Origin of the sequence: Limnohabitans sp. Rim11 (genome assembly GCF_001269365.1) — a bacterium.
Classification (GTDB): domain Bacteria; phylum Pseudomonadota; class Gammaproteobacteria; order Burkholderiales; family Burkholderiaceae_C; genus Limnohabitans_A.
Genome location: NZ_CXOM01000002.1, coordinates 446,570 through 472,886 on the forward strand (window position 1 = coordinate 446,570; position 26,317 = coordinate 472,886).

A 26,317-nucleotide genomic window follows, 5' to 3' on the forward strand; every position below is an offset into this window, starting at 1 on the left:
GAATCAACGCGGGTTTCGAAAGGCTCTTCTTGGGGTGTTTTTAAGTCACCTTCAAGCAGTTCAAGCCTTAAATGCGCATGGGCATCACCACGTATTTGAACTGGTCGTTTTCTGGAATGGTGATGAGTGCAGAGCTGTTGGCGTCGGCCAAATCAATGCGCACCATATCTTGGCCCATGTTGGTGAGCACATCGATGATGTAGGTCACGTTAAAGCCAATCTCAATGCTGTCACCGCCGTAGTCAATGTCGAGTTCGTCAACGGCTTCTTCTTGCTCAGCGTTGGTGGAGGCCACACGCAAAGTACCGGGGTCCAAATTCAGGCGAACGCCTTTGAACTTGTCGCTGGTGAGAATGGCAGTGCGCTGCAAGCACGACAACAAAGCTTGACGACCCAGCGTCAGATTGTTGCGATGCCCTTTGGGAATGACGCGGTTGTAATCGGGGAATTTGCCTTCGACCAGCTTGGTCACAAACTCCATGCCGCCAAAACTGAACTTGGCTTGGTTGTTGGCAAACTGCATGTCGATGGCGCCTTCGGCGTCGCTGAGCAAGCGTTGCATCTCGAGCACGGTTTTGCGGGGCAAGATGACTTCTTGCTTGTTGGGCACATCGGTGTCCAAAGTCGCAGAAGCAAATGCCAAACGGTGACCGTCAGTGGACACCAAAGACAACTGCTTGCCTTCGGCCACAAACAAAATGCCATTGAGGTAGTAACGAATGTCGTGAACGGCCATGGCAAAAGAAACTTGACTCAGCAATTGCTTCAAGGTTTTTTGCGGCACGCTGAACACAGGCCCAAAGCTGGCAGCTTCTTGCACCAGCGGAAAATCTTCGGCGGGCAAAGTCTGCAAAGTAAATTTGGATTTGCCACCCTTCAAGATCAATTTGCTTTGGCTAGACTCCAAGCTGACCGTTTGGTCGGAAGGCATGGTGCGCAAAATGTCGATCAGTTTGCGTGCACCCACCGTGGTGGTGAAGTCGCCGGCGTCACCGTCCATCTCGGCGGTGGTGCGAATTTGAATTTCTAAATCGCTGGTGGTCAACTGCAATGCTTTGCCGGTTTTGCGAATCAGCACATTGGCCAAAACAGGCAATGTGTGACGACGTTCCACAATGCCAGAAACGGATTGCAAAACAGACAGCAATTTGTCTTGGGTGGCCTTCAGTACGATCATGTCTTCCTCTGTTTTAAGGGGTCCCAATTTGGAATTTGGGAGCCCCTAGATTTTCGCTGATTTTTGGGCCTAAATTGAGGTTTTTACGCTCTTAATTCAGCATTCTTTGGACTTAGCCTTTGAGCGTCTGCTCCAAGACGTGCAGCTGCTGATTCAGCTCGGTCAATTGCTGGCGCTCGGCGCTTATTTTGCGGACGGCATGCAGCACCGTGGTGTGGTCGCGGCCGCCAAACAATTCCCCAATTTCGGGCAAGCTTTTTTGGGTGAGTTCTTTGGCCAGGTACATGGCAATCTGGCGCGGCCGGGCAATGCTGGCGGGCCGCTTTTTGGAATACATGTCGGCAACCTTGATCTTGTAGTAATCGGCCACCGTTTTTTGGATGTTTTCGACACTGATCTGGCGGTTTTGAATGGACAGCAGGTCACGCAGTGCTTCTCGCGCCAGTTGGATGGAGATTTCCTTCTGGTTAAAGCGCGAATACGCCAAAATTTTGCGCAAGGCGCCTTCCAACTCACGAACGTTGGAACGCACGTTTTTAGCCACAAAGAAGGCCACCTCTTCTGGCATGACGCTGCCTTCGCTGATGGCTTTGTTGATCAGAATGGCCACGCGCATTTCAAGTTCAGGGGGCTCGATGGCCACCGTGAGTCCGGAGTCAAAGCGAGAAACAAGGCGCTCGTGAATGTCGGCCAAGCCTTTGGGGTAGGTGTCGCTGGTCATCACGATGTGTGATTTTTTGGCCAGCAAGGCCTCGAACGCATTGAAGAACTCTTCTTGGGTACGGTCTTTGTTGGCAAAGAACTGCACGTCGTCAATGAGGAGTAAATCGAGCGAGTGGTAGCGGTTCTTGAACTCGTCAAAAGTCTTGCGCTGATACGCCTTAACCACATCCGAGACAAATTGCTCCGCATGAATGTAGAGAACTTTGGCATCGGGTCGGTCGGCCAACAATTTGTTGCCCACTGCATGCACCAAATGCGTCTTGCCCAAACCAACCCCACCATAGATAAACAGGGGGTTGTAAAGGTGCCCAGGCATGGTGGCCACATGCATGGCAGCCGCGCGCGCCATGCGGTTGGCAGAACCTTCTACCAGGGTGTCAAAAGTAAGTGCCGTATTGAGCCGATGGCGCTTTGCATCGGCTTGGGCATCTTCCACTGGATCGACAATCTCTGGCTGCGCATCAAGCGCAGACTTAGCCATAGAGAAAGCAGTTCTACCTTGAGCTTCTCTGGTAGCAAGCGCTAACTCAATTTGTATTTTCTGACCATGAAGTCTGGACAGCACATCGGCCAATTTGGCGCTGTACTGCGCACGAATCCAATCGAGTTTGAAACGGTTGGCCACAAACAAAGTGACCTTGGAAAAGTCATCTGAAACTTGCGCAGTCAGGGGTTTGATCCAGGTGTTGAATTGCTGCTCAGGGAGTTCTTGCGACAACTCGTCGAGGCAAACCTGCCAGAGCGCTTGGCCTGCGTCGTCCGCGTCGGTTGGGTGCTGTCCACTGCTCATTGCAATGCACCTTTATTGTGGACAGTTTGGAGATTCATGCGGCTCAAAAGTAACTTTATCAAGAGTTTATCCACATGCCAAAGATGGGACTTTCGAGGATCATAAACCAGAAAATTCAAAGTGCCGAATGGTTTTATTCCATGGGAAAGTTAAAACTTAGGGCACCTAGGGTTTACCAAGCCCTGAAAGTTTGCGATAATCGCCGGCTTTCCCTAAAAAATTACTGAGTCAACATGAAACGCACTTACCAACCCTCAAAGACACGCCGCGCACGTACACACGGCTTTTTGGTTCGCATGAAAACCCGTGGTGGCCGTGCTGTGATCAACGCACGCCGCGCCAAAGGCCGTAAACGCCTGGCCGCTTAAGCCTAGCCCTCAAATGGCTTGGCTGCTGAGCAACTCAATGCCTCGGCAGTGGTGTGCAGCGCTTAAAAACACGACCCCAGTTTCAGGCTGCCCTTTCCGGTGGCACGGTCTCTCGCACGCCTCATTTCGCTTTGCATCGCTTAAGTTTGCCTGAATCACTTCTAACTGGTAATACGTCGGCGCCTCAAGGCACGCCCACAGGTTCAAACTCAGACACCCCCGCACCCCTGTTTAAAACGCAGGAAGTATGGCTGGGCGCCATGGTGCCCAAGCGCTGGGCCAGACGTGCCGTCACGCGCAACGCCATCAAGCGCCAAATTTACGCCATCAGTGCTCAGTTTGAAGTTCGCTTACCTTGTGCAGCACATGTGGTTCGCTTGCGTTCAGAGTTTGACCGACGTCAGTTCATTAGCGCCACATCCCCTTTACTTAAAAACGCTGTTCGCCTAGAGCTTGAGCAGTTGTTTGAACGCGCCGCCAAACCGTCATGATGCAAAAGCTATTGATCGGTCTTGTCAAAGGTTATCGCCTTTTCCTGAGCCCTTGGTTAGGATCGGCATGTCGGTTTGAGCCCACCTGTTCTGTGTATTCTTTAGAAGCCCTAAAACAACACGGTGCGGGCGTTGGCAGCTACCTCACACTCAAACGCCTTGGCCGTTGCCACCCCTGGTGCAACGGTGGCCACGATCCTGTGCCCGAAAAAGCACCGCAGTGGCTGTCGCGTTTATTGCATCACCCGTTAACTCATCCCTCTTCGAAGAAGTCTTCATGAACGATATCCGCCGCACCTTTTTATGGGTCATTTTTGGCTTCTCCATGGTTCTCCTTTGGGACCAATGGCAAATTTACAACGGCCACAAAGCCACCTTCTTCCCCAAACCTGTTGCGGCAACAGCAGACAATGCGCCCGCCAACAGCACACCCGCTGCTGCCGGCGCCTTACCCGTTGCCAGCAATGTTGCGCCTGCGGCAGGGCCTGCACAAGTACCAGGCACAGCAGCGGCAGGCATGGCCCCCACAACACGTGAACGCGTTGAAGTCACGACCGATGTCTTAAAGCTTCGCTTTGACACAGAAGGCGGCACCTTGCTGTATTCAGAGTTTTTAAAGTTTGGTGATTTGTTAGACAGCAAGAAGCCATTCGTTTTGCTCGACGAAAGCAAGGCTCGTGTCTATGTTGCCCAAACTGGCTTGATCGGCGGACCGTTTGCATCGCACAAAACGCCCATGAAATTCACGGGCGAGCGCGCGCTCAAAGAGGGTCAAAACGAACTGGTGCTCCAATTTGAATCTGCCGATGTGGGCGGCTTGAAACTGGTCAAAACATACACCTTGACCCGCGGCAGCTACGCCATCAAGGTGAACCATCAAGTGGTCAACACTGGTAGCGCAGCAGCTTCTCCACAGTTGTATGTTCAATTGGTGCGCGATGGCAACAAGCCCGATGGCGAGTCGGCGTTTTACTCCACATTCACTGGCCCTGCTGTTTACACAGACGCCAAGAAATATCAAAAAATTGAGTTCACAGACATTGAAAAGGGCAAGGCAGAGTTTGAGAAAACAGGCCCTCAAGGTTATGTGGCCATGGTGCAGCATTACTTTGCGTCGGCTTGGGTTTTCCCCGCCAACACGGCACGCGAAAACTTTGCCCGCAAAGTCGACACCAACCTTTATTCGGTTGGCATGATCACGCCCTTCAACGAAGTGGCGCCTGGCCAAACCAAGGCTTTAGAGGCCACTTTGTTTGTCGGCCCTCAAGAAGAAAAAATGCTGGAAGCTCTTGCGCCCGGCTTGGAGTTGGTCAAAGACTATGGCTGGCTGACCGTTCTGGCCAAACCTTTGTATTGGCTGCTTGACCGCTTGTTTGGCTTCCTGCAAAACTGGGGCTGGGCCATTGTGGCTTTGGTGTTCTTGCTCAAGCTGGCTTTTTATTGGCTCAATGCCAAAGCCTACGCCAGCATGGCCAAAATGAAGGCCATCAACCCCAAGATCATGGAGATGCGCGAGCGCCTCAAAGACAACCCACAACAAATGCAGCAAGAGATGATGCGCATTTACCGCGAAGAGAAGGTCAACCCCATGGGTGGTTGCTTCCCCATCATGGTTCAAATTCCTGTGTTCATTGCCTTGTACTGGGTGTTGTTGTCTTCCGTTGAAATGCGCAACGCGCCATGGATCGGCTGGATTCAGGACTTGTCAGCACCCGACCCCTATTTCATCTTGCCAGTGGTCATGACCCTGTCTACCTTGCTGCAAACAGCACTGAACCCAGCGCCGCCAGATCCGATGCAAGCCAAATTGATGTGGTTCATGCCACTCATCTTTAGCGTGATGTTCTTCTTCTTCCCGGCCGGCTTGGTGCTGTATTGGATTACCAACAACATCTTGTCGATTGCACAGCAATGGGTCATCAACACGCGCATGGGTGTACCGCCGCAGTTCAATCTGCCAAAATTCAAGTGATCGCTCGTCGTTCTAATTTGAATTGAACTTTTCAGGGCCGCTCAAGCGGCCCTGTTTCATTGAGAATATTTTTCTAGTTACCCATTAAAGCCATGTTGTCCCGTCACCAAGATCCCATCATTGCCATCGCCACTGCCCCTGGCCGCGGTGCGGTGGGCATTGTGCGCGTGTCAGGGCCGCAGCTGAAACCATGGGCCGATGCTTTTTGCGGCAAATTCCTCCAAGCACGACAAGCCCATTACTTGCCGTTCAACGATGACAAAGGCGACCCCATAGACCAAGGCTTGGCTATCTTTTTTCCTGGGCCACACTCTTACACAGGCGAAGATGTTTTAGAACTTCAAGCGCACGGTGGGCCTGTGGTTTTGCAGCTGCTTTTGTCGCGTTGCTTAGAAGCAGCCCAACAGATCAACGCCACAACGGGTACCGCTTATTTACCGAATCTTCGTTTGGCCGCGCCCGGTGAATTTACGCAGCGCGCTTTTCTAAACGACAAAATTGACTTGGCACAAGCCGAGGCCATTGCCGATTTGATCGACGCCTCTACAGGCGCCGCCGCGCGCAGCGCCAGCCGCTCATTGGCCGGCGATTTTTCCAAAGAAATCAACACACTGCGCGATGGCTTGGTTCATTTGCGCATGCTGGTCGAAGCCACTTTGGATTTTCCTGAAGAAGAAATTGATTTCTTGCAAAAGGCTGATGCACAAGGCCAACTCGATCGGCTGCAAGCACAACTGGTCAAAGTATTGGCGCGCACGCAACAAGGTGCTTTGTTGCGTGAAGGCATCAAGGTGGTCATTGCGGGTCAACCCAATGCGGGCAAGAGTTCTTTGCTCAATGCGTTGGCGGGTGCAGAGTTGGCCATCGTCACGCCCATTGCAGGAACCACGCGCGATGTGGTGCAGCAAACCATTCAAATTGAAGGTGTGCCTGTGCACGTCATTGACACAGCGGGCCTGCGCGAAGGCGAGGGCATTGATGAGGTTGAAAAAATAGGCATTCAGCGCGCTTGGGAACAAATTGCCGGCGCCGATGCAGTTTTGTTTTTGCACGATCTGACTCGCCAACATCTGCCTGAGTATGTTCAAGCCGACACTCAGATTCAAGAGACGCTAACAACACAAATACCGCATGGCGTGACATTGCTGCACGTTTGGAACAAGTGCGACATTGCCACCGATGATCAAGGTGCCTCTGGCATTCGCGATGCAGAAACAGTCATCAATTTGTCTGCCAAAACAGGTCAAGGCATCGAACAGCTTAGAACCAAATTATTGGAAGCGGCAGGTTGGCAGCCGGTTGCGGAAGGTTTGTATTTGGCCCGCGCTAGGCATGTGCAGGCGCTTGAGCGGGTGCAGGCTCACCTTGAGATGGCCGATGCCCATTTGCGCGCTCAGGCTCAATCGCTCGACTTGTTGGCCGAAGAGTTGCGCTTGTCGCAGAGCGCATTGAACGAGATCACGGGCGAGTTCAGCGCCGACGATTTACTGGGCGTCATTTTCTCCAGTTTCTGCATTGGTAAATAAACGCATGGCCGCCAAAAATTCCATCGATCGGCCCGCGCCGCAAAGTCCCAAATCTCTGAGCGGACTGATTCCATTTTTAAAACCCTATCGCCTGCAAATTGGTTTGGCTCTGGTCTTCTTGGTATTGGCCGCAGCATCTACCTTGGTCTTTCCAATTGCCCTTCGCCAATTGATTGACAACGGCCTTCAACATCCAGACCCCGGTGCTCAAGCCATGGCATTGCAGGGCAACTTTCTGATGCTGTTTGGTGTGGCTGTGGCACTGGGTTTGTTTTCAGCCGCCAGATTCTTTACGGTCAGTTGGTTGGGAGAACGCGTCACCACCGACTTGCGCAACGCCGTCTATGCACATGTCTTAAAGCAAAGCCCCGCATTTTTTGAAACCACCCCCACAGGCGAAGTCATCAGTCGTTTGGTAGCTGACACCACCTTGGTTCAGACGGTGGTGGGCAGTTCGCTTTCGATGGGCCTTCGCAATGCAGTCATGGGCGTTGGCGCTTTGGGCATGCTGGTTTGGGCCCATCCAACGGTCATGTTGCAATTGGTTGTGACGGTGGTCTTGGTGGTGTGGCCCGCCACCATTTACGGCCGCCGCGTCAGGCGCCTTTCGCGCGCCAGCCAAGACCGCGTGGCCGACAGCAGCAGCATTGCCACCGAAATCTTGAATGCCATGCCAGTGGTTCAAAGTTACACCGCAGAAGACCGCGAAGCGCAAAGATTTGCAACGGCAACCGAACAAGGGTTTCAAACGGCCATTCGCAGAACGCGTGCCCGCTCAGTGCTGGTGGCTTTCATCATCATTGCCAACGCAGCATTTCTTTTGTGGGGCCTGTACCAAGGGACGCAAGCTGTGTTGGCGGGCGACTTGACTGCCGGCCAATTGGGCCAAGCTGTTTTGTATGTGATTATTTTTGCAGGCGCAGTGGCCGTCTTGGGCGAAACCTATGGCGACATGCTCAGGGCCGCTGGTGCGACGGAGCGTTTGATGGAGTTACTTGGAAGCACATCGCCGGTTCAATCGCCTTTGCACCCTGCGCTTTCCAATCCGCCCAGCAGCGGCAGCACCGTTCAATTTGAAGGGCTTCAATTTCACTACCCCTCACGGCCTTCGCAAATGGCCTTGCAGGATTTTTCAGTTGACATTGCAGCAGGCCAAACCGTGGCCTTGGTGGGCCCCAGTGGGGCGGGCAAAACAACTTTGTTTGCGCTCTTGCTGCGCTACTACGATCCACAGCAAGGTCAGATTTTGTTGGATGGCATTCCCATTCAAAACCTGAGCTTGCACGATTTGCGACAACGCATTGGCATCGTGCCGCAAGAACCTGTTTTATTCTCAAGCAGTGCGCTTGAAAACATTCGTTATGGCAGGCCAGACGCCACCGATGAAGAAGTTCGCGCGGCAGCTGTGGCCGCATTTGCCGATGAATTCATTGTCGATTTACCGGAAGGCTACAACACCTTCTTGGGTGAACGCGGCGTGCGTTTGTCGGGCGGTCAACGTCAACGCATTGCCATTGCAAGGGCCATGCTGAAGAACCCACCGCTGTTGTTATTGGACGAGGCCACCAGCGCTTTGGATGCACACAGTGAGCGAATGGTTCAAGCGGCTTTAGAGTCAGCCATGCGCGGCAGAACCACTTTGGTCATTGCGCACCGATTGGCCACCGTGCAACAAGCCGACAAAATATTGGTGCTAGAACACGGCCGCTTGGTGGAGCAGGGCAAGCATGCCGAGTTGGTGCAATTGGGCGGTGTTTACGCCGGTTTGGCAGCGCTGCAATTCAACGCATAACGCTTGATAGAGGGATGGGCACTGTTTTCTTTCTTGTACTTTGCGGCGCTTGCCTCAATGCCCCTCAAAGTCGACCAAGGTAAATAAGGGCAGGCCCGCCTCTTTGAGCTTTGCCGAGCCACCCAGTTCTGGCAAGTCCACAATGGCCGCGCCCTCAATCACTTTTGCGCCCAGTTTTTCAAGCAGCTTCATACCGGCCATCATGGTGCCGCCAGTGGCGATCAAGTCGTCAATCAACAGCACGCGCTGACCACGTTGCACCGCATCGGTGTGCAATTCAACCGTGGCTGTGCCGTACTCTAATTCATAGGTTTCTTCGACGGTTGTAAAAGGCAGTTTGCCTTTTTTTCGAATGGGCACAAAACCCACATTCAACTCATAGGCCACTACAGCGCCCAAAATAAAACCGCGCGCATCCAATCCCGCAACCACATCGGGGCGCATGGCGGGCGTCATGTAGCGGTGCACAAACGCGTCGATCAAAATTCGAAAGACGCGCGGGTTTTGTAGCAAGGGGGTAATGTCGCGAAACTGCACCCCGGCCACCGGCCAGTCTGGCACAGTTCGGATGTTGCTTTTTAAATAATCGTTCACTGACAAAGGCACTTCGGCCCCAATTTCGCGCATGGCTTTGACTCCCTGGTGGTAATTGCTGTCGCCTTCTCATCATAGTCACGCTTTGCGCCATCCCTCGTTAAAATAAGCGCATGACCTTCAATCCCGATCAAGCCCTCCAACTCGCTCGCGAAACTTTGGACATTGAAGCTGAGGCCCTGATGGCCCTCAAGTCTCGACTCGACGCGAGATTTTCTCAAGCCGTCCAAATGATGTTGACCGTACAAGGTCGTGTGGTGGTCACGGGCATGGGTAAAAGCGGTCACATCGGCTCCAAAATAGCGGCCACTTTGGCCTCCACGGGAACGCCGGCCATGTTTGTCCATCCTGGCGAAGCCAGTCACGGCGACCTGGGCATGATCAAGTCAGTGGACGTGGTCTTGGCCATCTCCAACAGTGGCGAAAGTGACGAGTTGGTCTCCATCTTGCCCGTCTTGAAACGATTGGGCGTCCCGCTCATCGGCATGACTGGCGGCATGAGTTCAGCCTTGGCACAACATGCAGATGTTGTTTTGGACAGCAGCGTCAGCAAAGAAGCATGCCCCCTTAATTTGGCACCGACAGCCAGCACCACCACCCAATTGGCATTGGGTGACGCCTTGGCGGTGGCTTTGCTAGATGCACGCGGCTTTAAAGCAGAAGACTTTGCCCGCTCTCACCCTGGTGGCTCATTGGGCCGGCGGCTGTTGACGCATGTGAGTGATGTCATGCGCAAAGACACTCAAGTGCCCAGCGTGTTACCCACAGCCAGCTTTTCTGAGTTGATGCAAGAGATGAGCCGCAAAGGTTTGGGCGCATCGGCCATCGTCAACGAACAACAAGAAGTTTTAGGTATCTTCACGGACGGCGACTTACGCCGTTTGGTTGAAAAGGGCCTTGATTTGCGATCGTTGGTGGCCCAAGATGTGATGCATACCAAGCCCCGTACCGTGAATCAAAACGCACTGGCTGTAGAAGCGGCAGAACTCATGGAGCAATACAAAATCACCAGTGTGTTGGTCATCAACGATGCAGGTCAACTGAGTGGCGCTTTAAATACCAATGACTTGATGCGTGCCAAGGTCATCTAAAAGCTCAAAGAACCCTATGCAAGTCATTCAACCCGCTCTGAATTTCCCGCCCGAGTTGTTGCTTCAGGCGCAAGCTGTCAAGGTGGCCTTTTTCGATGTCGATGGCGTGCTCACCGATGGGGGTTTGTATTTTTCCGAGCATGGCGAAACACTCAAACGTTTCAACACCTTAGACGGCCACGGCCTCAAACTCCTCAAGCATGCGGGCATCACACCGGTCATCATCACCGGACGCGACTCGGCACCCCTTCGCCTGCGCTTGAAAGCATTGGGCATCGAACACGCTCGATTTGGTACAGAAGACAAATTACCTGCGGCAGAAGATTTCTTAAAAACACTGGGCTTGGGTTGGGATCAAGCCGCCGCCATGGGCGATGACTGGCCCGACTTGCCGGTGATGCAACGCGCTGCATTGGCCTGCGCACCCATCAATGCGCACGCGCAAGCTTTGGCCTTGGCGCACTTTGTCACCACGCGCAAAGGTGGTGAAGGTGCAGCCCGTGAGTTTTGCGATGTATTGGTGGTGGCCAGTGGTCAGTATGGCAAGTTGCTAGGGCGGGTTGGCTCGCACAACGCGCCATGATTGCAAGCATACGTCGCAGCCTAGATCGATTGGCTTTGTACTTGCCAGCCATTCTCATGGCCGTTTTTGCTTTAGGCAGTTGGTGGCTGGTCAGAAGCCTTCCCAACCTTCTCAACGAAGCCCCTGTCAAATCTGCGCGGTACGAGCCCGACTATTACCTAGAACAATTTTCGGTCAAGTCTTTTGACAAACAAGGCCGTTTGTCACGCGAGGTCAGTGGTCATCGCGCCAAGCATTACCCTGACACCGACACCTTAGAAATCAGCAATGTGACCTTGCGAAGTCAGAACGCCAACGGCCAACGCGATGACATGTTCAGCGCCAATAGCATGCTACTAAACAGCAAGACCAGTGAGTACGAATTAACGGGTCAGGTGCGCGGCGTCATTTCTCCTGGCAAGCCTTAAGCCACCCCATTCTTTGAAAGATTTCATGAAGCCATTGGTTTTCATCACAGGTGCTTCTAGTGGCATTGGCCAAGCTTTGGCCCTTCGGTATCACCAAGCAGGCTGGCGCTTGGCACTGGTAGCGCGCAGAGTGAGCGAGATGCAGGCTTGGTGTCAGCAACAAGGTATGTCGGCTGAGACGACCCGTTGTTATCAAGCCGATGTGAGCCAGGTCGACAGTATTCTGGGTGCAGCCCATGCCTGCATGACCGATATGGGCGTTCCCAATGTGGTCATTGCCAACGCGGGCATCAGCATTGGCATGGACACAAGCATTCGCCAAGACTTGGATGTTTTGTCGCAAGTGCTGTCGACCAATGTGGTGGGCATGGCTGCCACTTTTCATCCGTTCATCGACGCCATGAAAGACCGCGCAAAGACAAACGGCTCAGCCAGCGTCGGAACCCTGGTAGGCATTGCCAGTGTGGCAGGTATACGAGGCCTGCCGGGTCATGCTGCTTATTGCGCCAGCAAAGCAGCGGCCATCAGTTACTGTGAAAGTTTGCGTGGTGAGCTCAAGCCCCAAGGCTTTAGTGTTGTCACGCTTGCGCCGGGTTATATCAAGACGCCCTTAACTTCAAAGAACAAATTTCCAATGCCTTTTTTGATGTCGGCTGATGATTTTGCGCACCAAGCTTATAAAGCCATTGAACAGGGCACCAGTTTTAAAGTAATTCCAACGCCCATGGCTTGGGCGGCTAGGCTAATGCGCATCTTGCCTGACGCTTTGCTTGATCGCGCCTTTAAAAACCAACCGCGCAAACATCGCGCCCCATGAAAAAAGCCCTGCATTGCAGGGCCTCTTTTGTGAATGCACCCTAAGGTGCATGCGCAGCACGTGAGCGATTAATAACCGCCGCCGTAGCCACCGCCGCCGCCTTCGCGACGACCGCCACCACCGTTACCGCCGCCACGTGGGCCAGAGCCGTAAGGGCTGCGGAAACCGGACTCGCCACCGCCTTCGCGACGACCGCCACCACCACCGCCGTAGCCGCCACCGCCGCCACCGCCGTAACCACCGCCGCCGCCTTCACGACGACCGCCGCCACCAAAGCCACCACCACCGGAACGGGGAGGACGCTCTTCCATGGGACGTGCTTCGTTAACAACAACACTGCGACCGCCCAAAGGCTGGCCGTTCATGCCGTTGATGGCAGATTGAGCTTCTTCATCAGTGCCCATTTCCACAAAGCCGAAGCCTTTGGAGCGACCTGTGTCGCGTTCCATCATGACTTTAGCGCTGGTCACGGAACCGAACTGGCCGAAAGCCTGCTCTAAATCACCGTCACGTACCGAGTACGGCAGGTTGCCGACGTATAGTTTTTTGCCCATTGAAAGGGACTCCTCTAAACACAGAAACAAAAGCGATGGAGCCCCAAAAACGCATCAACAAACCTAAAAAACTCTGGAAGGAAGCGAAACTGACACCTGTACACCGCGAACTAAACACACGCTCTTAGAACGTGTGTTAAGCCATTATGGGCCATAAAACAAAGGGTTTGGCAAGTTAATTCTTTGAAAGGCCTTGAAATACTTGGGATTAGACGGGTTTGTGTCTCATTACCAACTGACTTCGCGGTCGGGCGTGGCACTGATTTTGTGAACCGTCAGGTCTGCGCCCTCGTATTCTTCTTCTTGGCTCATCTTCAAACCGAGCGTCATTTTCAAAACACCATAGACAACAACGCCGCCAATCAGGGCCCAAGCAACACCCATCAAGGTGCCAATGACTTGTGCGACAAAAGAAACACCGCCCAAGCCACCAAAGCTTTGCAGACCAAAGATGCCTGCAGCAATGCCGCCCCATGCGCCGCAGATGCCATGCAAAGGCCAAACACCCAGCACGTCATCAATCTTCCACTTGTTTTGCGTCAACGTGAACATCACCACAAACAAAGCACCGGCCACAGCGCCCACCGCCAATGCGCCAAAAGGATGCATCAAGTCAGATCCAGCGCAAACAGCCACCAAGCCAGCCAAGGGACCGTTGTGCACAAAGCCAGGGTCGTTTTTACCCAACAGCAAAGCGGTCAAAGTACCGCCCACCATGGCCATCAATGAGTTAACGGCCACCAAGCCAGAGATTTTGTCGAGTGTTTGCGCGCTCATCACGTTAAAGCCAAACCAGCCGACGATCAAAATCCACGCACCCAAGGCCAAGAAAGGAATGTTGGAGGGTGGGTGAGCAGACACCGCGCCGTCTTTGCGGTAACGGTTGTAACGCGCGCCCAGCAAAATGACAGCCGGCAATGCAATCCAGCCGCCCATGGCATGGACCACGACAGAGCCTGCAAAGTCGTGAAACTCTTCACCGGTAGTGGCCTTGATCCAAGCCTGCACGCCAAAGTGTTGGTTCCAAACGATGCCTTCAAAGAAGGGGTAGACAAAACCCACAATGCAAGCGGTCGCGATGAGCTGGGGCCAAAACTTGGCGCGCTCTGCAATACCGCCCGAGACGATGGCGGGAATGGCCGCAGCAAATGTCAGCAAGAAAAAGAACTTCACCAAGTCATAGCCATTTTTGGCGGCCAGTTGCTCAGCGCCCACAAAAAAGCTGGTGCCATAAGCCACGCTGTAGCCAACGACAAAATAAACCACTGTTGAAACTGAAAAGTCCACCAAGATCTTGACCAAGGCATTGACCTGGTTTTTCTTGCGGACGGTGCCCAATTCCAAAAAGGCGAAACCTGCGTGCATGGCCAAAACCATGATGCCGCCCAACAAAATAAAGAGCGAATCCGCGCCCTGTTTTAGTGCTTCCATGTGTATCTCTGCTTATTTTTGAATTAATTTGGTGCGCAAATACCTAGCTTGTGCATTGCGCACCAAAAACAAGCAAAAACCGCGCCAAAAAACAAGGGTGAGGGCAGATATGATGGTTCTATGGAAGCTTTTCTTGTCTCTACCGGTATCGTTGCCCTTGCCGAAATGGGCGACAAAACACAACTCTTGTCCTTGGTCCTGGCTGCCCGATTTCGCAAACCTTGGCCCATCGTTTGGGGCATCTTGGTGGCCACTCTGGTCAATCACGGGTTGGCGGGCGCCGTCGGCAGTTGGGTCACCACCCAGTTGGGTCCTGAGGCACTGCGCTGGGTCTTAGGCGCTTCTTTTCTGGCCATGGCCGTTTGGATTTTGATCCCCGACAAATTGGACGAGGAGGGCGACAATGACAATCCACGCTGGGGCGTTTTTGCGACCACCGTGGTGGCCTTCTTCATTGCAGAGATGGGCGACAAAACTCAAATTGCAACCGTCATGTTGGCCGCACAGTTCCAAAGCTGGTTCTGGGTCGTCGCCGGCACCACCTTGGGCATGATGCTGGCCAACGCCCCTGTGGTTTGGCTAGGCGATGCCATCACCCGCAAAATTTCACTCAAATGGGTGCACCGTATTTCTGCCGTAGTGTTTGCCATTTTGGGCGCTCTGGCTTTATGGGGCGGACCTTTGCCAAACGCCGAAAAACCCATCACTGCACCTCAGAACTTGCCAACCGCCATGAAACATCCCTCGCCAACGGTTCAGCTTTAAAGCCCTGATAATTAGACAAACTGCTTTCTCGAGTTGTCCCCTGTCATGTCATTGATCGCCAAGCCACAGTCGATGTTTTTTGAATCACCACTTGCGCTGCAAAGTGGTGCGTCTATTCGTGCCTATCACTTGGCCTACGAAACCTACGGCACCTTGAACGCCGACAAGTCGAACGCCGTTCTCATTTGCCATGCACTCAATGCCTCGCACCATGTGGCCGGCGTATACGATGGTCAGGAAAAAAGCGAAGGCTGGTGGGACAACATGATTGGCCCCGGCAAGCCCGTGGACACAAATCGCTTCTTTGTCATTGGCGTGAACAACCTGGGCTCTTGCTTTGGCTCGACAGGCCCGATGCACAAGCACCCCGACAACGGAGAAATTTACGGCGCAGATTTTCCAGTCGTCACCGTAGAAGATTGGGTAGATGCACAAGCGCGCTTGTTAGATGCGCTGGGCATTCAAACTTTGGCGGCTGTCATGGGGGGCAGTCTGGGCGGCATGCAAGCCTTGTCTTGGGCTCTGCGATACCCCTCGCGCGTTGCGCATGCGGTGGTGGTAGCCAGCGCCCCCAACCTAACGGCAGAAAACATTGCCTTCAACGAAGTCGCACGGCGCGCCATTGTGACCGACCCAGATTTTCATGGCGGTCATTTCTACAAACACTGCGTGGTGCCAAAGCGTGGGCTGCGCATCGCGCGAATGATTGGACACATCACTTACTTGAGTGATGACGTGATGAATGAAAAGTTTGGCCGCGAACTGCGCGATGCCGTGACAGACAACGCCTCAGGCTACCGCTACACCACGCAAGACATTGAGTTTCAAATTGAAAGCTACTTGCGCTATCAAGGTGACAAGTTCAGCGAGTACTTTGATGCCAACACTTATCTTTTGATCACGCGGGCCTTGGATTATTTTGATCCCGCTCGCACTTTGGGTGGCAACTTAACCGCCGCATTGGCCCAGGCCACTTGCAAGTTTTTATTGGTGAGTTTCACCACCGACTGGCGTTTCTCGCCAGCACGGAGTCGTGAAATGGTCAAAGCCTTGTTGGACAACAAGCGCGATGTGAGTTACGCAGAGATTGATGCGCCGCATGGCCATGATGCTTTCTTGCTGGACGATGCGCGCTACATGCAAGTTGTCAGATCGTACTTTGACAACATTGATCAAGATCTCCATCGGGGAGGCCGCGCATGAGCGAGCACGTGAATTTGCAGGCCATTGCGCGTCTGGTGCCCGAAGGCTCTCGCGTTTTGGATTTGGGTTGTGGCGATGGCGCGCTGCTTGATTATTTGCAAAAGAATCGACAGTGCACAGGCTATGGCGTTGAGATCGATGATCACAACATTCAGGCCTGCATTCAACGCGGCGTGAATGTCATTCAATTGAATCTGGACGAAGGCTTGGCCATGTTTGCTGACCAATCCTTTGATGTGGTTTTGCAAATTGACACGCTCCAACATTTGAGAAACGCAGAAGTGATGCTGCGTGAAACTGTTCGCGTCGGCCGAACCGGCATCTTGGCGTTTCCCAATTTTGCTCACTGGCCCAATCGCATGAGCATCTTGAACGGCCGCATGCCCGTGACCAAACGCCTGCCTTACGAGTGGTACGACACGCCCAATATTCGGGTCGGGACGTTTGCAGATTTTGCACAACTCGCCAACAAAAATGATTTAAAAATTCTAGACAGCTTTGGCTTGCAAGAAGGGCAAGAAGTCAGACTCTGGCCCAACCTCATGGCGGGCACGGCCGTTTTCAAATTACAACGCGCTCGCTAAAACGCGCTCTTTAATTCGACCTCTAACTCGACTTCAAATTCAATACCAATTCGAAAGACTGAAATGACACTGCCAAGCACCATGAAATTCATTGACCATGGCACCGGTGGAGGTCCCGAAGTCTTAATACCCGGTCAATGCCAGGTGCCATCGCCGCAGGCAGGTGAGGTTTTGGTCAAGGTGGCCTTTGCGGGCGTCAACAGACCTGACTGTTTGCAACGCAGCGGCCGCTATCCGCCACCGCCTGGCGCGTCACCCATTGTGGGTTTGGAAATCTCGGGCGAAGTGGTTGCACTGGGCGAAGGCGCCACAAAATGGCAAATCGGCGACAAAGTTTGCGCCCTCACCAATGGCGGCGCTTACGCAGAATACGCCACAGTGCCAGAAGGTCAAGCACTGCCCATTCCCTCGGGCTATTCCATGTTGCAAGCAGCCGCACTGCCCGAGAATTTTTTCACCGTTTGGACCAATGTCTTTCAACGTGGCAAATTGAAACAGGGTGAAAGTATTTTGATCCATGGCGGCTCCTCGGGCATAGGCCTGACCGCTGTTCAATTGGCTCGAGCCTTTGGCGCCCAAGTGTATTGCACGGTTGGCAATGCAGACAAAGTGGCGGCCTGTTTAAAGGCCGGCGCCCATGTCGCGATCGATTACAAAACACAAGATTTTGTCGAAGAGGTTTTGAAGCTCACCGACCAAAAAGGTGTGAACGCCATTTTGGACATGGTGGGCGGCAGCTACATTCAGCGCAACTTGAAGGCCCTGGCCATTGAGGGGCGCTTGCTGCAAATTGCGTTTCTTCAGCCTTCCAAAGTTGAAGTCGATTGGGTCTCTCTCTTGGCCAAACGCTTGACTTTCACAGGCTCTACGTTGCGGCCTCGAAGCGCGCTAGACAAAGCGCAAATTGCCAACGAGTTGAAAGAACACGTTTGGCCCTTGCTGGCCAATGGCAAAGTTGCACCCGTCATTCATCAAGTGTTCAGCTTGAATGAGGCCGCAACAGCACACGCGCTAATGGAGTCATCGCAGCACATCGGAAAAATCATGCTTACCGTTTCTGGAGAATCAATTCATGTCAGCTAATTTGTCGGTGGGTGTGATCGGTTTAGGCGCCATGGGCATGGGCATGGCTCAGTCATTAAGACGGGCCGGCCATCCGGTGCATGTGTTTGATGTTCGCTCTGAAGTGGCGCAGAAATTTGCAGCCGAAGGCGGTGTCGCTTGTGGCAGTCTGGCCGACATTGCAGCAGCTTCAGATGTGCTGGTGTCCGTGGTGGTCAATGCCGCACAAACAGAGTCTGTGTTGTTTGGCGATGGCGCAGCCAACAGCGGCTGTATTCAGCATCTCAAACCTGACAGTGTGTTTGTCATGTGCTCCACCGTTGATCCTGCATTTTCTGTGTGGCTCGAAAAAACATTGAACGACAAAGGTCTGCATTACATCGACGCGCCTATCTCTGGGGGCGCGGCCAAAGCAGCATCCGGTCAGATGACCATGATGACCGCAGGCACACCGGCTGCTTATGAAAAAGCAGAGGTTTTTCTCAATGCCATGGCGGCTAAGGTTTACAAGTTGGGCGACAGTGCCGGCGCTGGCAGCAAAGTCAAAGTCATCAATCAACTCTTGGCGGGCGTTCACATTGCGGCTGCCGCAGAAGCCATGGCGCTGGGACTGCGCGAAGGTGTTGACCCCGAAGCCCTGTACGAAGTGATCACGCACAGCGCTGGCAACAGTTGGATGTTTGAAAACCGCATGGCCCATGTTTTGGCAGCCGACTACACGCCTTTGTCTGCCGTTGATATTTTTGTCAAAGACTTGGGCCTGGTTTTGGACATGGCGCGGGCCAGCAAATTTCCATTGCCACTTTCAAGCACGGCGCATCAAATGTTCATGCAAGCCAGCACTGCTGGCTTTGCCAAAGAAGACGACAGCGCTGTCATCAAAATATTCCCGGGCATTGAATTGCCCAAAGCCAAATAATTTTCAAGCCCGCACTTTTGAAGGCGTGACAACATGAAACTAGGCTGCATTGCAGACGACTTTACGGGCGCAACCGACCTGGCCAACAACTTGGTTCGATCGGGCATGCGGGTCATGCAAACATTTGGCGTGCCCACGGCACCTTTGTCGTCTGACGTCGATGCCGTGGTGGTGGCTTTGAAGTCCAGAACCATTCCGGCCAGCGAAGCCATCGCACAATCTTTAGAAGCCCTGAAGTGGCTCAAAGAACAAGGGGCTGAACAAATTTATTTCAAGTACTGCTCTACGTTTGACAGCACCCCCGCAGGCAACATTGGCCCTGTCACCGAAGCCCTGATGGACGCCTTGAATTGCAAGTTCACCATTGCCACGCCAGCGTTTCCAGACAATGGTCGCACCGTTTTCAAAGGCTACTTGTTTGCAGGCGCTGTGTTGTTGAATGAAAGCGGGATGCAAAATCATCCGCTCACGCCCATGACTGATGCCAACTTGGTCAGAGTCATGCAAGCGCAAACTCAACGCAAAGTCGGCTTGATCGATCACACCGTCATGTCGCGCGGTACGGCTGCCATCGCCCAAAAAATCAAACAACTCGAAGCCGATGGCGTGGGTGTGGCCATTGTGGATGCCACCAGCAATGAAGATTTAAAGACCTTAGGCCCCGCGCTGAAAGGCATGTCACTGGTCACAGCAGGCTCAGGCGTTGCCATTGGCCTGCCTGGCAATTGGGGGCTGCAATCTTCGCCTCAAGCCTCTGCACTGCCCATAGCACAAGGCTACCAAGCCATTGTGTCGGGCAGCTGCTCTTTGGCCACGCAAGGGCAAGTGGCGCATTACAAAACAACGGGCTTGCCCAGCTGGCAATTTGAACCGCTGAATTGGAGCGGTACAAACGTTCAGCAACAAATTAAAGCCGATGTTGAAAAAGCATTGTCGTGGGCCAAGCCGCTGCTGGCCAATGGGCCGGTTCTGATATACGCCACCACCGATGCGGAAACTTTGCAAAAAGTACAAGCCAAGTTTGGCAGAGAGCAAGCCGGCGAGTGGATGGAATCTGCGCTGGCCCAAGTCAGCCTGGGGCTGCAAGCCTTGGGCGTCAAGCAATGGGTCATTGCAGGCGGCGAAACCTCTGGGGCTTGCGTTCAAGCTTTGAACATCTCCCAAATGCAAATTGGCGCACAAATTGATCCGGGTGTGCCTTGGTGCTATGCGCCCCATCATGATGCAGGTCACCTCACTTTAAAGTCGGGCAATTTTGGAACACCCGATTTCTTCACCAAGGCTTTCCAAGTGTTGGTAGGTGCAGGTGCATGAACTTTCAAAGCGTCAACACACTCAGTGAAACCAAAGCCCGCGAAGAAATTTGCCGCGTCGGTTTGAGCCTGTTTCAACGTGGCTATGTGCACGCTACCGCAGGCAACATCAGCATGCGCGTGGGTGATGGCTTTTTGATCACGCCCACCGATGCCTGCTTGGGAAATTTAGACCCGGCCAACTTGGCCTTACTCAATCGCAATGGGACTCAAATATGTGGTCACAAAGCCAGCAAAACGATTACACTCCACCGCCAAATTTATGCGGCATCTGACAAAGCGCCGGGCAGCTTGCCTGCGCAATGCGTCATTCATACGCACAGCACCCATTGCGTGTCCTTGAGTTTGAATGCACAAGGCCCTGAATTGTTAGCGCCCATCACGCCCTACTTTGTCATGAAGGTAGGCCATGTGCCATTGATTCCTTATTTCAGACCCGGCGATCCTGCGGCGGCCCATGCAGTGGCGCAGACCATTGCGCAGTTTGCACAACAAGGCACGCCCATTCGCGCGGTCATGTTGTCCAAACTAGGGCCCAACGTGTGGCACCAAAACCTGGCCAGTGCCATGGCCACCTTAGAAGAGCTAGAAGAAACAGCCAAGCTGATGCAATTGAATGTGGCCCAGCCACCGCAAGCTTTGTCTGCAGAACACATTGAAGAGTTGCGCCAAACTTTTGGTGCGGCTTGGTAATTGATAGAAAGTTAAACATGCCTCAATTTGCCGCCAACCTGTCCATGATGTACCCCGACATGGATTTTTTAGACCGCTTTGAAGCGGCCGCCAAAGATGGCTTCAAAGCAGTTGAATATTTGTTCCCGTATGCCTACAGTCCCCAAGATTTGGCGGCACGCTTAAAAGACAATGGTCTGCAACAAGTTCTGTTCAACATGCCGCCTGGCGGCATTGACGACGCCAGCACCCTCAGCGCCTGGGAAAAAGGCGACAGAGGCACGGCCTGCAGTCCGGGCCGTGAAGCTGAGTACAAAGCCGGTGTTCAAAGAGCCATGCGCTATGCCGAGGCACTTGCTTGCCCACGCATTCACTCGATGGCAGGCGTCATTCCTGCGGGCGTCTCACGCGAGCAAGCACAAGCCACTCTGGTTGCCAATCTGAAATGGGCTTGCCAAACCGTCCGCGCACAAGGCCTGGATGTTTTGTTGGAGCCCATCAATCAACGCGGCATTCCGGGGTTTTTAGTCAACCGCCAAGACCATGCCCATGAAATTTTGGCGCTGGTCGACGAGCCCAATTTGAAAGTTCAGATGGATTTGTTCCACTGCCAAATTGTGGAAGGTGACGTGACCACCAAAGTGGAGCGCTACCTGCCGACAGGCAACGTTGGACACTTTCAAATTGCCGATGTGCCGCTGCGCCACGAACCCGGTACAGGCGAACTCAATTGGCCTTATTTGTTTGACTTGATCGACCGAGTGTCTGCAGAATGTGGCTGGCAAGGTTGGGTGGGCTGCGAGTACGTGCCCGCCGATACCAGCTCTGGCGGTACCTCAAGGGGTTTGTCTTGGTTAAGCGCAAAGCCTTAACCCCACACTGAATTTTTGGAGAGTTTCATGAACGCACCCATTCACAAAGAACTTCCTGCACATTTCTTGAACGCCGAGAAGGCCCTCAAGGACGTCACTCAGTCTTGGGATTCGCAAATTGTCAAAGAGCTCACCCAGTACATTGAGGTGCCTGCCAAGTCACCCTCGTTTGACCCTAACTGGGAAGCCAATGGTTACCTAGACACAGTACTTCGTCAAACAGCGCAGTGGATTGAAGCGCAAAAAGTAGCGGGCTTGTCACTGGAAATTATTCGCTTGCCAGGCCGCACACCCGTGCTGTTTTTTGAAGTGGCAGCCACACGCGCGCAATCTGAAGGCTCGGGTCAAACAGTCTTGATGTATGGCCACCTCGACAAACAACCCGAGTTCAGTGGCTGGCGAAACGATTTGGGTCCATGGACACCCAAGTACGAAGACGGCAAACTGTATGGGCGCGGTGGTGCTGACGATGGTTATGCGGCTTATGCCAGCGTTGCCGCCATTCAAGCGCTCAAAAATCAAACCACACCGCACCCTCGCATTGTTGGCTTGATTGAAACCTGCGAAGAATCTGGCTCCTATGACTTGCTGCCCTACGTCGATGCCATGCGCGACAAACTAGGCGACGTGGGTTTGGTCATTTGCCTTGACAGTGGCGCAGGCAACTACGATCAACTGTGGCTCACAACCAGCTTGCGCGGCATGGCCAGTGGCACCTTGAAAGTCGAAATCTTGACCGAAGGCATTCACTCAGGCGACGCCTCTGGTTTGGTGCCCTCTAGTTTTCGCATCATGCGCCAGGTACTGGACCGCTTAGAAGACAGCAAATCTGGGCGCTTGCTGCCGGCCAGTTTTCACTGCGAAGTGCCCGCCGATCGTTTGGCACAAGCCAAGGCCACCGCCAGCATTTTGGGCGAAGAGGTTTACAAACGATTCCCTTGGGCCCATTACGACTGCGGTGGCTCGACCACCTTCGCGCTGCCCACCACCACCGACCCCTTGCAAGCACTTCTGAATCGCACATGGACGCCCACCTTGAGTGTCACTGGCGCCGAAGGCTTTCCGTCTTTAGAAAACGCCGGCAATGTGCTTCGTCCCTACACGGCCTTCAAGCTCAGCTTACGCTTGCCGCCTTTGGTGGAAGCCGACCAAGCGGTGGCCGAAATGAAAAAATTGTTAGAAGACAACGCGCCCTACCAAGCCCGTGTGACGTTTGAATCCAATGGCGGCGCCACTGGCTGGAACGCACCCAGCAGCACGCCATGGTTTGAACAGGCTTTGCAAAGCGCCAGCCAAGCGCACTTTGGGGCCTCGGTGGGCTACATTGGTCAAGGCGGTACCATTCCATTGATGAACATGCTGAGCCAAGGCTTTCCAAAAGCGCAAATGATGGTTTGCGGTGTGCTAGGTCCTAAAAGCAATGCGCATGGCCCCAATGAGTTTTTGCATGTGCCCTATGCCAAAAAACTCACCGCCTCCGTGGCCGAAGTCATGGCGTCGATGCCCTGACCTGGTATTTGCAAAGTTAAACAGGCGTGCGGTTCTTGCGAATCCACGTTAGCCACAAGAGGGCTGCTGCCGTCAGTGCCACTGGCACCAATGAACCATAGTTGAGCCAGTCCCAACCGCGGGTGGTGACCAGTGCGCCCGATGCAAACGAGGTGATGGCCATGGTGCCAAAAACGCAGAAGTTGATGGCTGCCTGTGCGCGATCTTTTTCTTCAGGTCGCCATGCGGTCATCGACAAGGTGGTGCTGCCTGTGAACAAAAAGTTCCAGCCCACGCCTAAGAAAAACAACGCGATCACAAACTGGCTTAATTCGGTGCCCGACAGTGCCACGGCAATACAGACAAAATTCAAGAGCACGCCCACACCCATGATTTGCAAGGTGCCGTACTTTTTAATCAGGTGCCCGGTAAAGAATCCGGGTGCAAACATGCCAATCACGTGCCACTCCAAGACCAGTGCGGCATCACTGAATTGATAGCCGCACACTTGCATGGCCAAGGGTGTGGCGGCCATGAGCAAATTCATCACGCCATAGCTTAGGGCTGCTGCGGCCGCAGAGACTATGAAGACGGGCTGGCGCATAATTTCAGACAAGGGACGGCCCTCTGAACTGCCCTTGGGCTTTTCCGGCACGGGCGGAAATTTGACAAAGTGCATCAGCACCATGCCCAATACGGCCACCGCCGTCAGGGCCACATACGCGCCCATGAAAGGTGTCTCAAACCAGCCCTTGCTTTTAGATGCCAAATTGGGTCCCACAATGGCACCAATCAAACCACCGGCCATGACCCACGAGACCGCCTTTTCGCGAAACGAGACGTCTGCCAGTTCGGCTGCAGCAAAGCGATAAAGCTGACCGTTGGCACTGTAGTAACCCGCCACTAAGGTGGCCACCACCAGGAGCGCAAAGTTGTGCGTGTGGGCCGCATAGGCGCACAACATGGCCGACAACAAGCCAACCAACAGCCCCAATTGGAAGGAAACCCTGCGACCCCATTTGGCTTGAGATTTAGCAACCAAACCCGTTGACAATGCGCCGCCCACCACATACCCCATGACCGGCAAAGTGGCCATCCAACCCACAGGGGCCAGACTCAAGCCGACCAAGCCATTGATGGCAATGAAGGTGACGTTGTTGGTCAGAAAGAGGCCTTGGCACAAAGCCAGCAAAAAGAGATTGGGATTCATACACCCGAGTGTATCTAGATCAGCGCACCAAGCACAGACAAAACCGCGACAGGCGCCGTTTCAGCCCTGAGTACCCTTGGGCCTAAGGTGACGGGCACAAAGCCTGCTGCCAGGGCTTGCGCTTCTTCGGCGGGGCTCAGGCCGCCCTCGGGTCCGCTCAGTACCGTAATTTCTAAAGGGGAAGACTGCGCGCTGCTTTGCGCGTCTGCCAATGCATCACCGATGTTCTTCGTGCCTTCCGCCAAGGACAAGATCCAACGCGCCTGAAAGGCTTGATTGGCCTGAACGGCCTGATCGGTCGGCTCTGCTTTGGCCGCCAACAAAGCTTGCGCCAATGACAAGGGCGACTTCACCGCCATGACTCGATTGCGACCGCACTGCTCACTGGCGGCTACAGCAATGGCTTGCCAGTGCGCCAATTTTTTATCGGATCGCTCGCCTTTGAGTTTCAAAACACTGCGCTCGGCCGTGATGGGCAACAGGCTGAACGCACCCAATTCAGTGGCTTTTTCAACCAGCCAATCCATGCGCTCGTTGGCCGTGATACCGGACCACAAATTCACGCGCAAATTCAACTCACGCGATGAATCTGTTTTTTCACCCACACGCACCACCACATCACTTCGGCCCATGCGCAAAATAGTGGCCTTGAATTCGCCGCCTTCGCCGTTGAACAGGGTGATGACATCGTCAGGCTGCATTCTTCTAACTTGCACATGCCTCGAAGTACCGGCAGGCAATTCCAACTCGTCCCCTGCATGAAGGGCAGTAGGGCAATGAAAGCGAGGCAAATTTGACATCTGTGATGGCCTACATGCGGCCAAAGGCAAAGCCGGTCACACCGTCAGTGCCTTCGACTTCTTCAATCAGGCGCAACAAGGGCCTGAGCTCGATGTAACGCGAAGCGGTGGCGCGAATGTAGGCAATGAATCGCGGCGCATCGGCCAAGTACTTTTCTTTGCCATCGCGCAAAGTCAATCGGGCAAAAATACCGGCCACCTTGAGGTGCCGCTGCAAACCCATCCACTCTACGGCACGATAGAAAGCGCCAAAGTCTTGGTGCCAGTCTTCATAGTCAAGCAACCCCACTTTGCGGGCTTTTTCCCAATAACGGATAGTGATGTCCAAGACAAAGTCCTCATCCCACGACAGGAATGCATCGCGCATCAAACTGGCCACGTCATAAGTAACCGGGCCATACACCGCGTCTTGAAAATCTAAGACACCCAAGTCTGATGAGCTACCGACCGGCATCATCAAGTTGCGCGGCATAAAGTCTCGGTGAACGTAGACAGAGGGTGCTGCCAAATTGTGCGCCACCAAGGCTTTGAATGTGCTGTCTAAGGTATTTCTCATCTTGCCTTCAACTTGAAGACCCCGATGCTTTTGCAAGTACCAATCTGGGAACAAACTCAATTCGCGCTGCAGCAAGGCTTCATCGTAAGGCGGCAAAACCCCGGGTTTGGACGACAACTGCCAAGCAATCAAGGCATCCACCGCCTGCATGTACAGGGCATGGTTGGCTTGTGGGTTTTGGGGGTCGATGGCGGACATCATGGTGCGATCGCCCAAGTCTGTCAGCAACATAAAGCCTTGTGCTTGTTGCCAGGCCAATACCTTTGGCGCATTCAGCTTGGCCACCGACATCAATTCGGCCACCTTCACAAAAGGCTCACAATTTTCTTTGTCTGGCGGTGCATCCATCACAATCAAGCTGTTGCCCGAAGCTGTATCAACCCGCAAATACCGTCTGAAACTGGCATCGGCTGAAGCAACTCTTAGGGACTCAGGCCGCACGCCATGGGTCAGTTTGACCTCTTCAAGCCAAGCTTCGCATGCCTTTTGGCGCTCAGGATCCACCCAAGACACCGGTGGTTTCATTTTGAGATCAGCATTCAAGATCTTGTTCCAAA

The 26,317-nt window shown here is 53.6% G+C and carries 27 protein-coding genes; 19 read left to right on the plus strand and 8 right to left on the minus strand.

Annotated elements, in window-relative coordinates:
* Positions 1 to 67 precede the first annotated feature (67 nt).
* Entirely contained in the window at positions 68 to 1,177 is a 1,110-nt protein-coding gene (gene dnaN / locus AMM03_RS06835) for a DNA polymerase III subunit beta (protein ID WP_028820857.1), read from the minus strand.
* A gap of 112 nt (positions 1,178 to 1,289) precedes the next feature.
* Positions 1,290 to 2,690: a chromosomal replication initiator protein DnaA gene (gene dnaA, locus AMM03_RS06840; protein WP_090129809.1), complete on the minus strand. Its 1,401-nt coding sequence runs from the start codon at positions 2,688 to 2,690 to the stop codon at positions 1,290 to 1,292.
* Positions 2,691 to 2,923: 233 nt separating this feature from the next.
* Between dnaA and rpmH the strand changes: the two genes are divergently transcribed.
* The 6 genes from rpmH (at position 2,924) to AMM03_RS06870 (ending at position 8,839) form a co-directional block, all read left to right on the plus strand.
* Positions 2,924 to 3,058, plus strand: coding sequence for a 50S ribosomal protein L34 (rpmH, locus tag AMM03_RS06845; RefSeq protein WP_028820859.1), 135 nt, complete (start codon positions 2,924 to 2,926; stop codon positions 3,056 to 3,058).
* Positions 3,059 to 3,111: 53 nt separating this feature from the next.
* Positions 3,112 to 3,549 (plus strand): ribonuclease P protein component, encoded by a 438-nt coding sequence (locus tag AMM03_RS06850; RefSeq protein ID WP_090129811.1) that lies wholly within the window; start codon positions 3,112 to 3,114, stop codon positions 3,547 to 3,549.
* A complete protein-coding gene (gene yidD / locus AMM03_RS06855) occupies positions 3,546 to 3,830 on the plus strand; it encodes a membrane protein insertion efficiency factor YidD (RefSeq protein WP_090129813.1) in 285 nt (94 codons plus the stop codon). The genes AMM03_RS06850 and yidD overlap by 4 nt, the downstream gene beginning before the upstream one ends.
* On the plus strand, positions 3,827 to 5,521 hold the full coding sequence (gene yidC, locus AMM03_RS06860; protein WP_090129815.1) for a membrane protein insertase YidC: 1,695 nt from the start codon (positions 3,827 to 3,829) through the stop codon (positions 5,519 to 5,521). The genes yidD and yidC overlap by 4 nt, the downstream gene beginning before the upstream one ends.
* Positions 5,522 to 5,613: 92 nt before the next feature.
* On the plus strand, positions 5,614 to 7,047 hold the full coding sequence (mnmE, locus tag AMM03_RS06865) for a tRNA uridine-5-carboxymethylaminomethyl(34) synthesis GTPase MnmE (protein WP_090129817.1): 1,434 nt from the start codon (positions 5,614 to 5,616) through the stop codon (positions 7,045 to 7,047).
* A 4-nt stretch (positions 7,048 to 7,051) separates the two neighbouring features.
* Positions 7,052 to 8,839, plus strand: coding sequence for an ABC transporter transmembrane domain-containing protein (locus AMM03_RS06870; protein WP_090129819.1), 1,788 nt, complete (start codon positions 7,052 to 7,054; stop codon positions 8,837 to 8,839).
* Positions 8,840 to 8,893: 54 nt separating this feature from the next.
* On the opposite strand, the gene AMM03_RS06875 is transcribed toward AMM03_RS06870, so the two are convergent.
* Complete coding sequence (locus tag AMM03_RS06875; protein ID WP_090129821.1) at positions 8,894 to 9,466, minus strand: adenine phosphoribosyltransferase; 573 nt, start codon at positions 9,464 to 9,466, stop codon at positions 8,894 to 8,896.
* An 80-nt stretch (positions 9,467 to 9,546) separates the two neighbouring features.
* Between AMM03_RS06875 and AMM03_RS06880 the strand changes: the two genes are divergently transcribed.
* From AMM03_RS06880 to AMM03_RS06895, 4 genes are read left to right on the plus strand one after another with little or no spacing between them, the layout of a single operon-like run.
* The gene (locus tag AMM03_RS06880) at positions 9,547 to 10,524 is read left to right on the plus strand and encodes a KpsF/GutQ family sugar-phosphate isomerase (RefSeq protein ID WP_090129823.1); all 978 of its coding nucleotides are present in this window, start codon (positions 9,547 to 9,549) and stop codon (positions 10,522 to 10,524) included.
* A gap of 16 nt (positions 10,525 to 10,540) precedes the next feature.
* On the plus strand, positions 10,541 to 11,107 hold the full coding sequence (locus AMM03_RS06885; RefSeq protein ID WP_090129825.1) for a KdsC family phosphatase: 567 nt from the start codon (positions 10,541 to 10,543) through the stop codon (positions 11,105 to 11,107).
* Positions 11,104 to 11,514 carry an LPS export ABC transporter periplasmic protein LptC gene (gene lptC / locus AMM03_RS06890; RefSeq protein ID WP_090129827.1) on the plus strand — a complete coding sequence of 137 codons (411 nt, stop codon included), beginning with the start codon at positions 11,104 to 11,106 and terminating at the stop codon, positions 11,512 to 11,514. The genes AMM03_RS06885 and lptC overlap by 4 nt, the downstream gene beginning before the upstream one ends.
* Before the next feature lie 25 nt (positions 11,515 to 11,539).
* Complete coding sequence (locus AMM03_RS06895) at positions 11,540 to 12,331, plus strand: SDR family oxidoreductase (protein WP_090129829.1); 792 nt, start codon at positions 11,540 to 11,542, stop codon at positions 12,329 to 12,331.
* A 68-nt stretch (positions 12,332 to 12,399) separates the two neighbouring features.
* Here AMM03_RS06895 and AMM03_RS06900 read toward each other — a convergent pair whose 3' ends face one another.
* Both AMM03_RS06900 and AMM03_RS06905 read right to left on the minus strand, forming a co-directional pair.
* On the minus strand, positions 12,400 to 12,885 hold the full coding sequence (locus tag AMM03_RS06900; protein WP_090129831.1) for an RNA recognition motif domain-containing protein: 486 nt from the start codon (positions 12,883 to 12,885) through the stop codon (positions 12,400 to 12,402).
* A 228-nt stretch (positions 12,886 to 13,113) separates the two neighbouring features.
* A complete protein-coding gene (locus AMM03_RS06905) occupies positions 13,114 to 14,316 on the minus strand; it encodes an ammonium transporter (protein WP_090129833.1) in 1,203 nt (400 codons plus the stop codon).
* 120 nt (positions 14,317 to 14,436) lie between these two features.
* Here AMM03_RS06905 and AMM03_RS06910 point away from each other — a divergent pair, with 120 nt between their 5' ends.
* From AMM03_RS06910 to AMM03_RS06950, 9 genes are all read left to right on the plus strand, one after another.
* Positions 14,437 to 15,081 (plus strand): TMEM165/GDT1 family protein, encoded by a 645-nt coding sequence (locus AMM03_RS06910; RefSeq protein ID WP_090130724.1) that lies wholly within the window; start codon positions 14,437 to 14,439, stop codon positions 15,079 to 15,081.
* 45 nt (positions 15,082 to 15,126) lie between these two features.
* The gene (locus AMM03_RS06915) at positions 15,127 to 16,284 is read left to right on the plus strand and encodes a homoserine O-succinyltransferase MetX (protein WP_090130726.1); all 1,158 of its coding nucleotides are present in this window, start codon (positions 15,127 to 15,129) and stop codon (positions 16,282 to 16,284) included.
* Positions 16,281 to 16,868: a methionine biosynthesis protein MetW gene (gene metW / locus AMM03_RS06920; RefSeq protein WP_090129835.1), complete on the plus strand. Its 588-nt coding sequence runs from the start codon at positions 16,281 to 16,283 to the stop codon at positions 16,866 to 16,868. The genes AMM03_RS06915 and metW overlap by 4 nt, the downstream gene beginning before the upstream one ends.
* An 81-nt stretch (positions 16,869 to 16,949) precedes the next feature.
* A complete protein-coding gene (locus tag AMM03_RS06925) occupies positions 16,950 to 17,951 on the plus strand; it encodes an NAD(P)H-quinone oxidoreductase (RefSeq protein WP_228764632.1) in 1,002 nt (333 codons plus the stop codon).
* A complete protein-coding gene (gene ltnD, locus AMM03_RS06930; protein ID WP_090129840.1) occupies positions 17,941 to 18,849 on the plus strand; it encodes an L-threonate dehydrogenase in 909 nt (302 codons plus the stop codon). The genes AMM03_RS06925 and ltnD overlap by 11 nt, the downstream gene beginning before the upstream one ends.
* A 33-nt stretch (positions 18,850 to 18,882) precedes the next feature.
* Complete coding sequence (otnK, locus tag AMM03_RS06935; protein WP_090129842.1) at positions 18,883 to 20,163, plus strand: 3-oxo-tetronate kinase; 1,281 nt, start codon at positions 18,883 to 18,885, stop codon at positions 20,161 to 20,163.
* A complete protein-coding gene (locus tag AMM03_RS06940; protein WP_090129844.1) occupies positions 20,160 to 20,855 on the plus strand; it encodes a class II aldolase/adducin family protein in 696 nt (231 codons plus the stop codon). The genes otnK and AMM03_RS06940 overlap by 4 nt, the downstream gene beginning before the upstream one ends.
* 17 nt (positions 20,856 to 20,872) lie before the next feature.
* The gene (gene otnI / locus AMM03_RS06945; RefSeq protein ID WP_090129846.1) at positions 20,873 to 21,706 is read left to right on the plus strand and encodes a 2-oxo-tetronate isomerase; all 834 of its coding nucleotides are present in this window, start codon (positions 20,873 to 20,875) and stop codon (positions 21,704 to 21,706) included.
* 27 nt (positions 21,707 to 21,733) lie between these two features.
* Positions 21,734 to 23,215: a M20 family metallopeptidase gene (locus tag AMM03_RS06950; RefSeq protein WP_090129848.1), complete on the plus strand. Its 1,482-nt coding sequence runs from the start codon at positions 21,734 to 21,736 to the stop codon at positions 23,213 to 23,215.
* Between the two features lie 16 nt (positions 23,216 to 23,231).
* Here the strand turns inward: AMM03_RS06950 and AMM03_RS06955 are convergent, their stop codons facing one another.
* From AMM03_RS06955 to AMM03_RS06965, 3 genes are read right to left on the minus strand one after another with little or no spacing between them, the layout of a single operon-like run.
* Positions 23,232 to 24,404 carry an MFS transporter gene (locus AMM03_RS06955; protein WP_090129850.1) on the minus strand — a complete coding sequence of 391 codons (1,173 nt, stop codon included), beginning with the start codon at positions 24,402 to 24,404 and terminating at the stop codon, positions 23,232 to 23,234.
* A gap of 14 nt (positions 24,405 to 24,418) precedes the next feature.
* The gene (locus tag AMM03_RS06960) at positions 24,419 to 25,195 is read right to left on the minus strand and encodes a 16S rRNA (uracil(1498)-N(3))-methyltransferase (protein WP_090130728.1); all 777 of its coding nucleotides are present in this window, start codon (positions 25,193 to 25,195) and stop codon (positions 24,419 to 24,421) included.
* Between the two features lie 19 nt (positions 25,196 to 25,214).
* Positions 25,215 to 26,285, minus strand: a complete 1,071-nt coding sequence (locus AMM03_RS06965; RefSeq protein ID WP_090130730.1) for an aminoglycoside phosphotransferase family protein — start codon at positions 26,283 to 26,285, stop codon at positions 25,215 to 25,217.
* Positions 26,286 to 26,317: the final 32 nt, after the last annotated feature.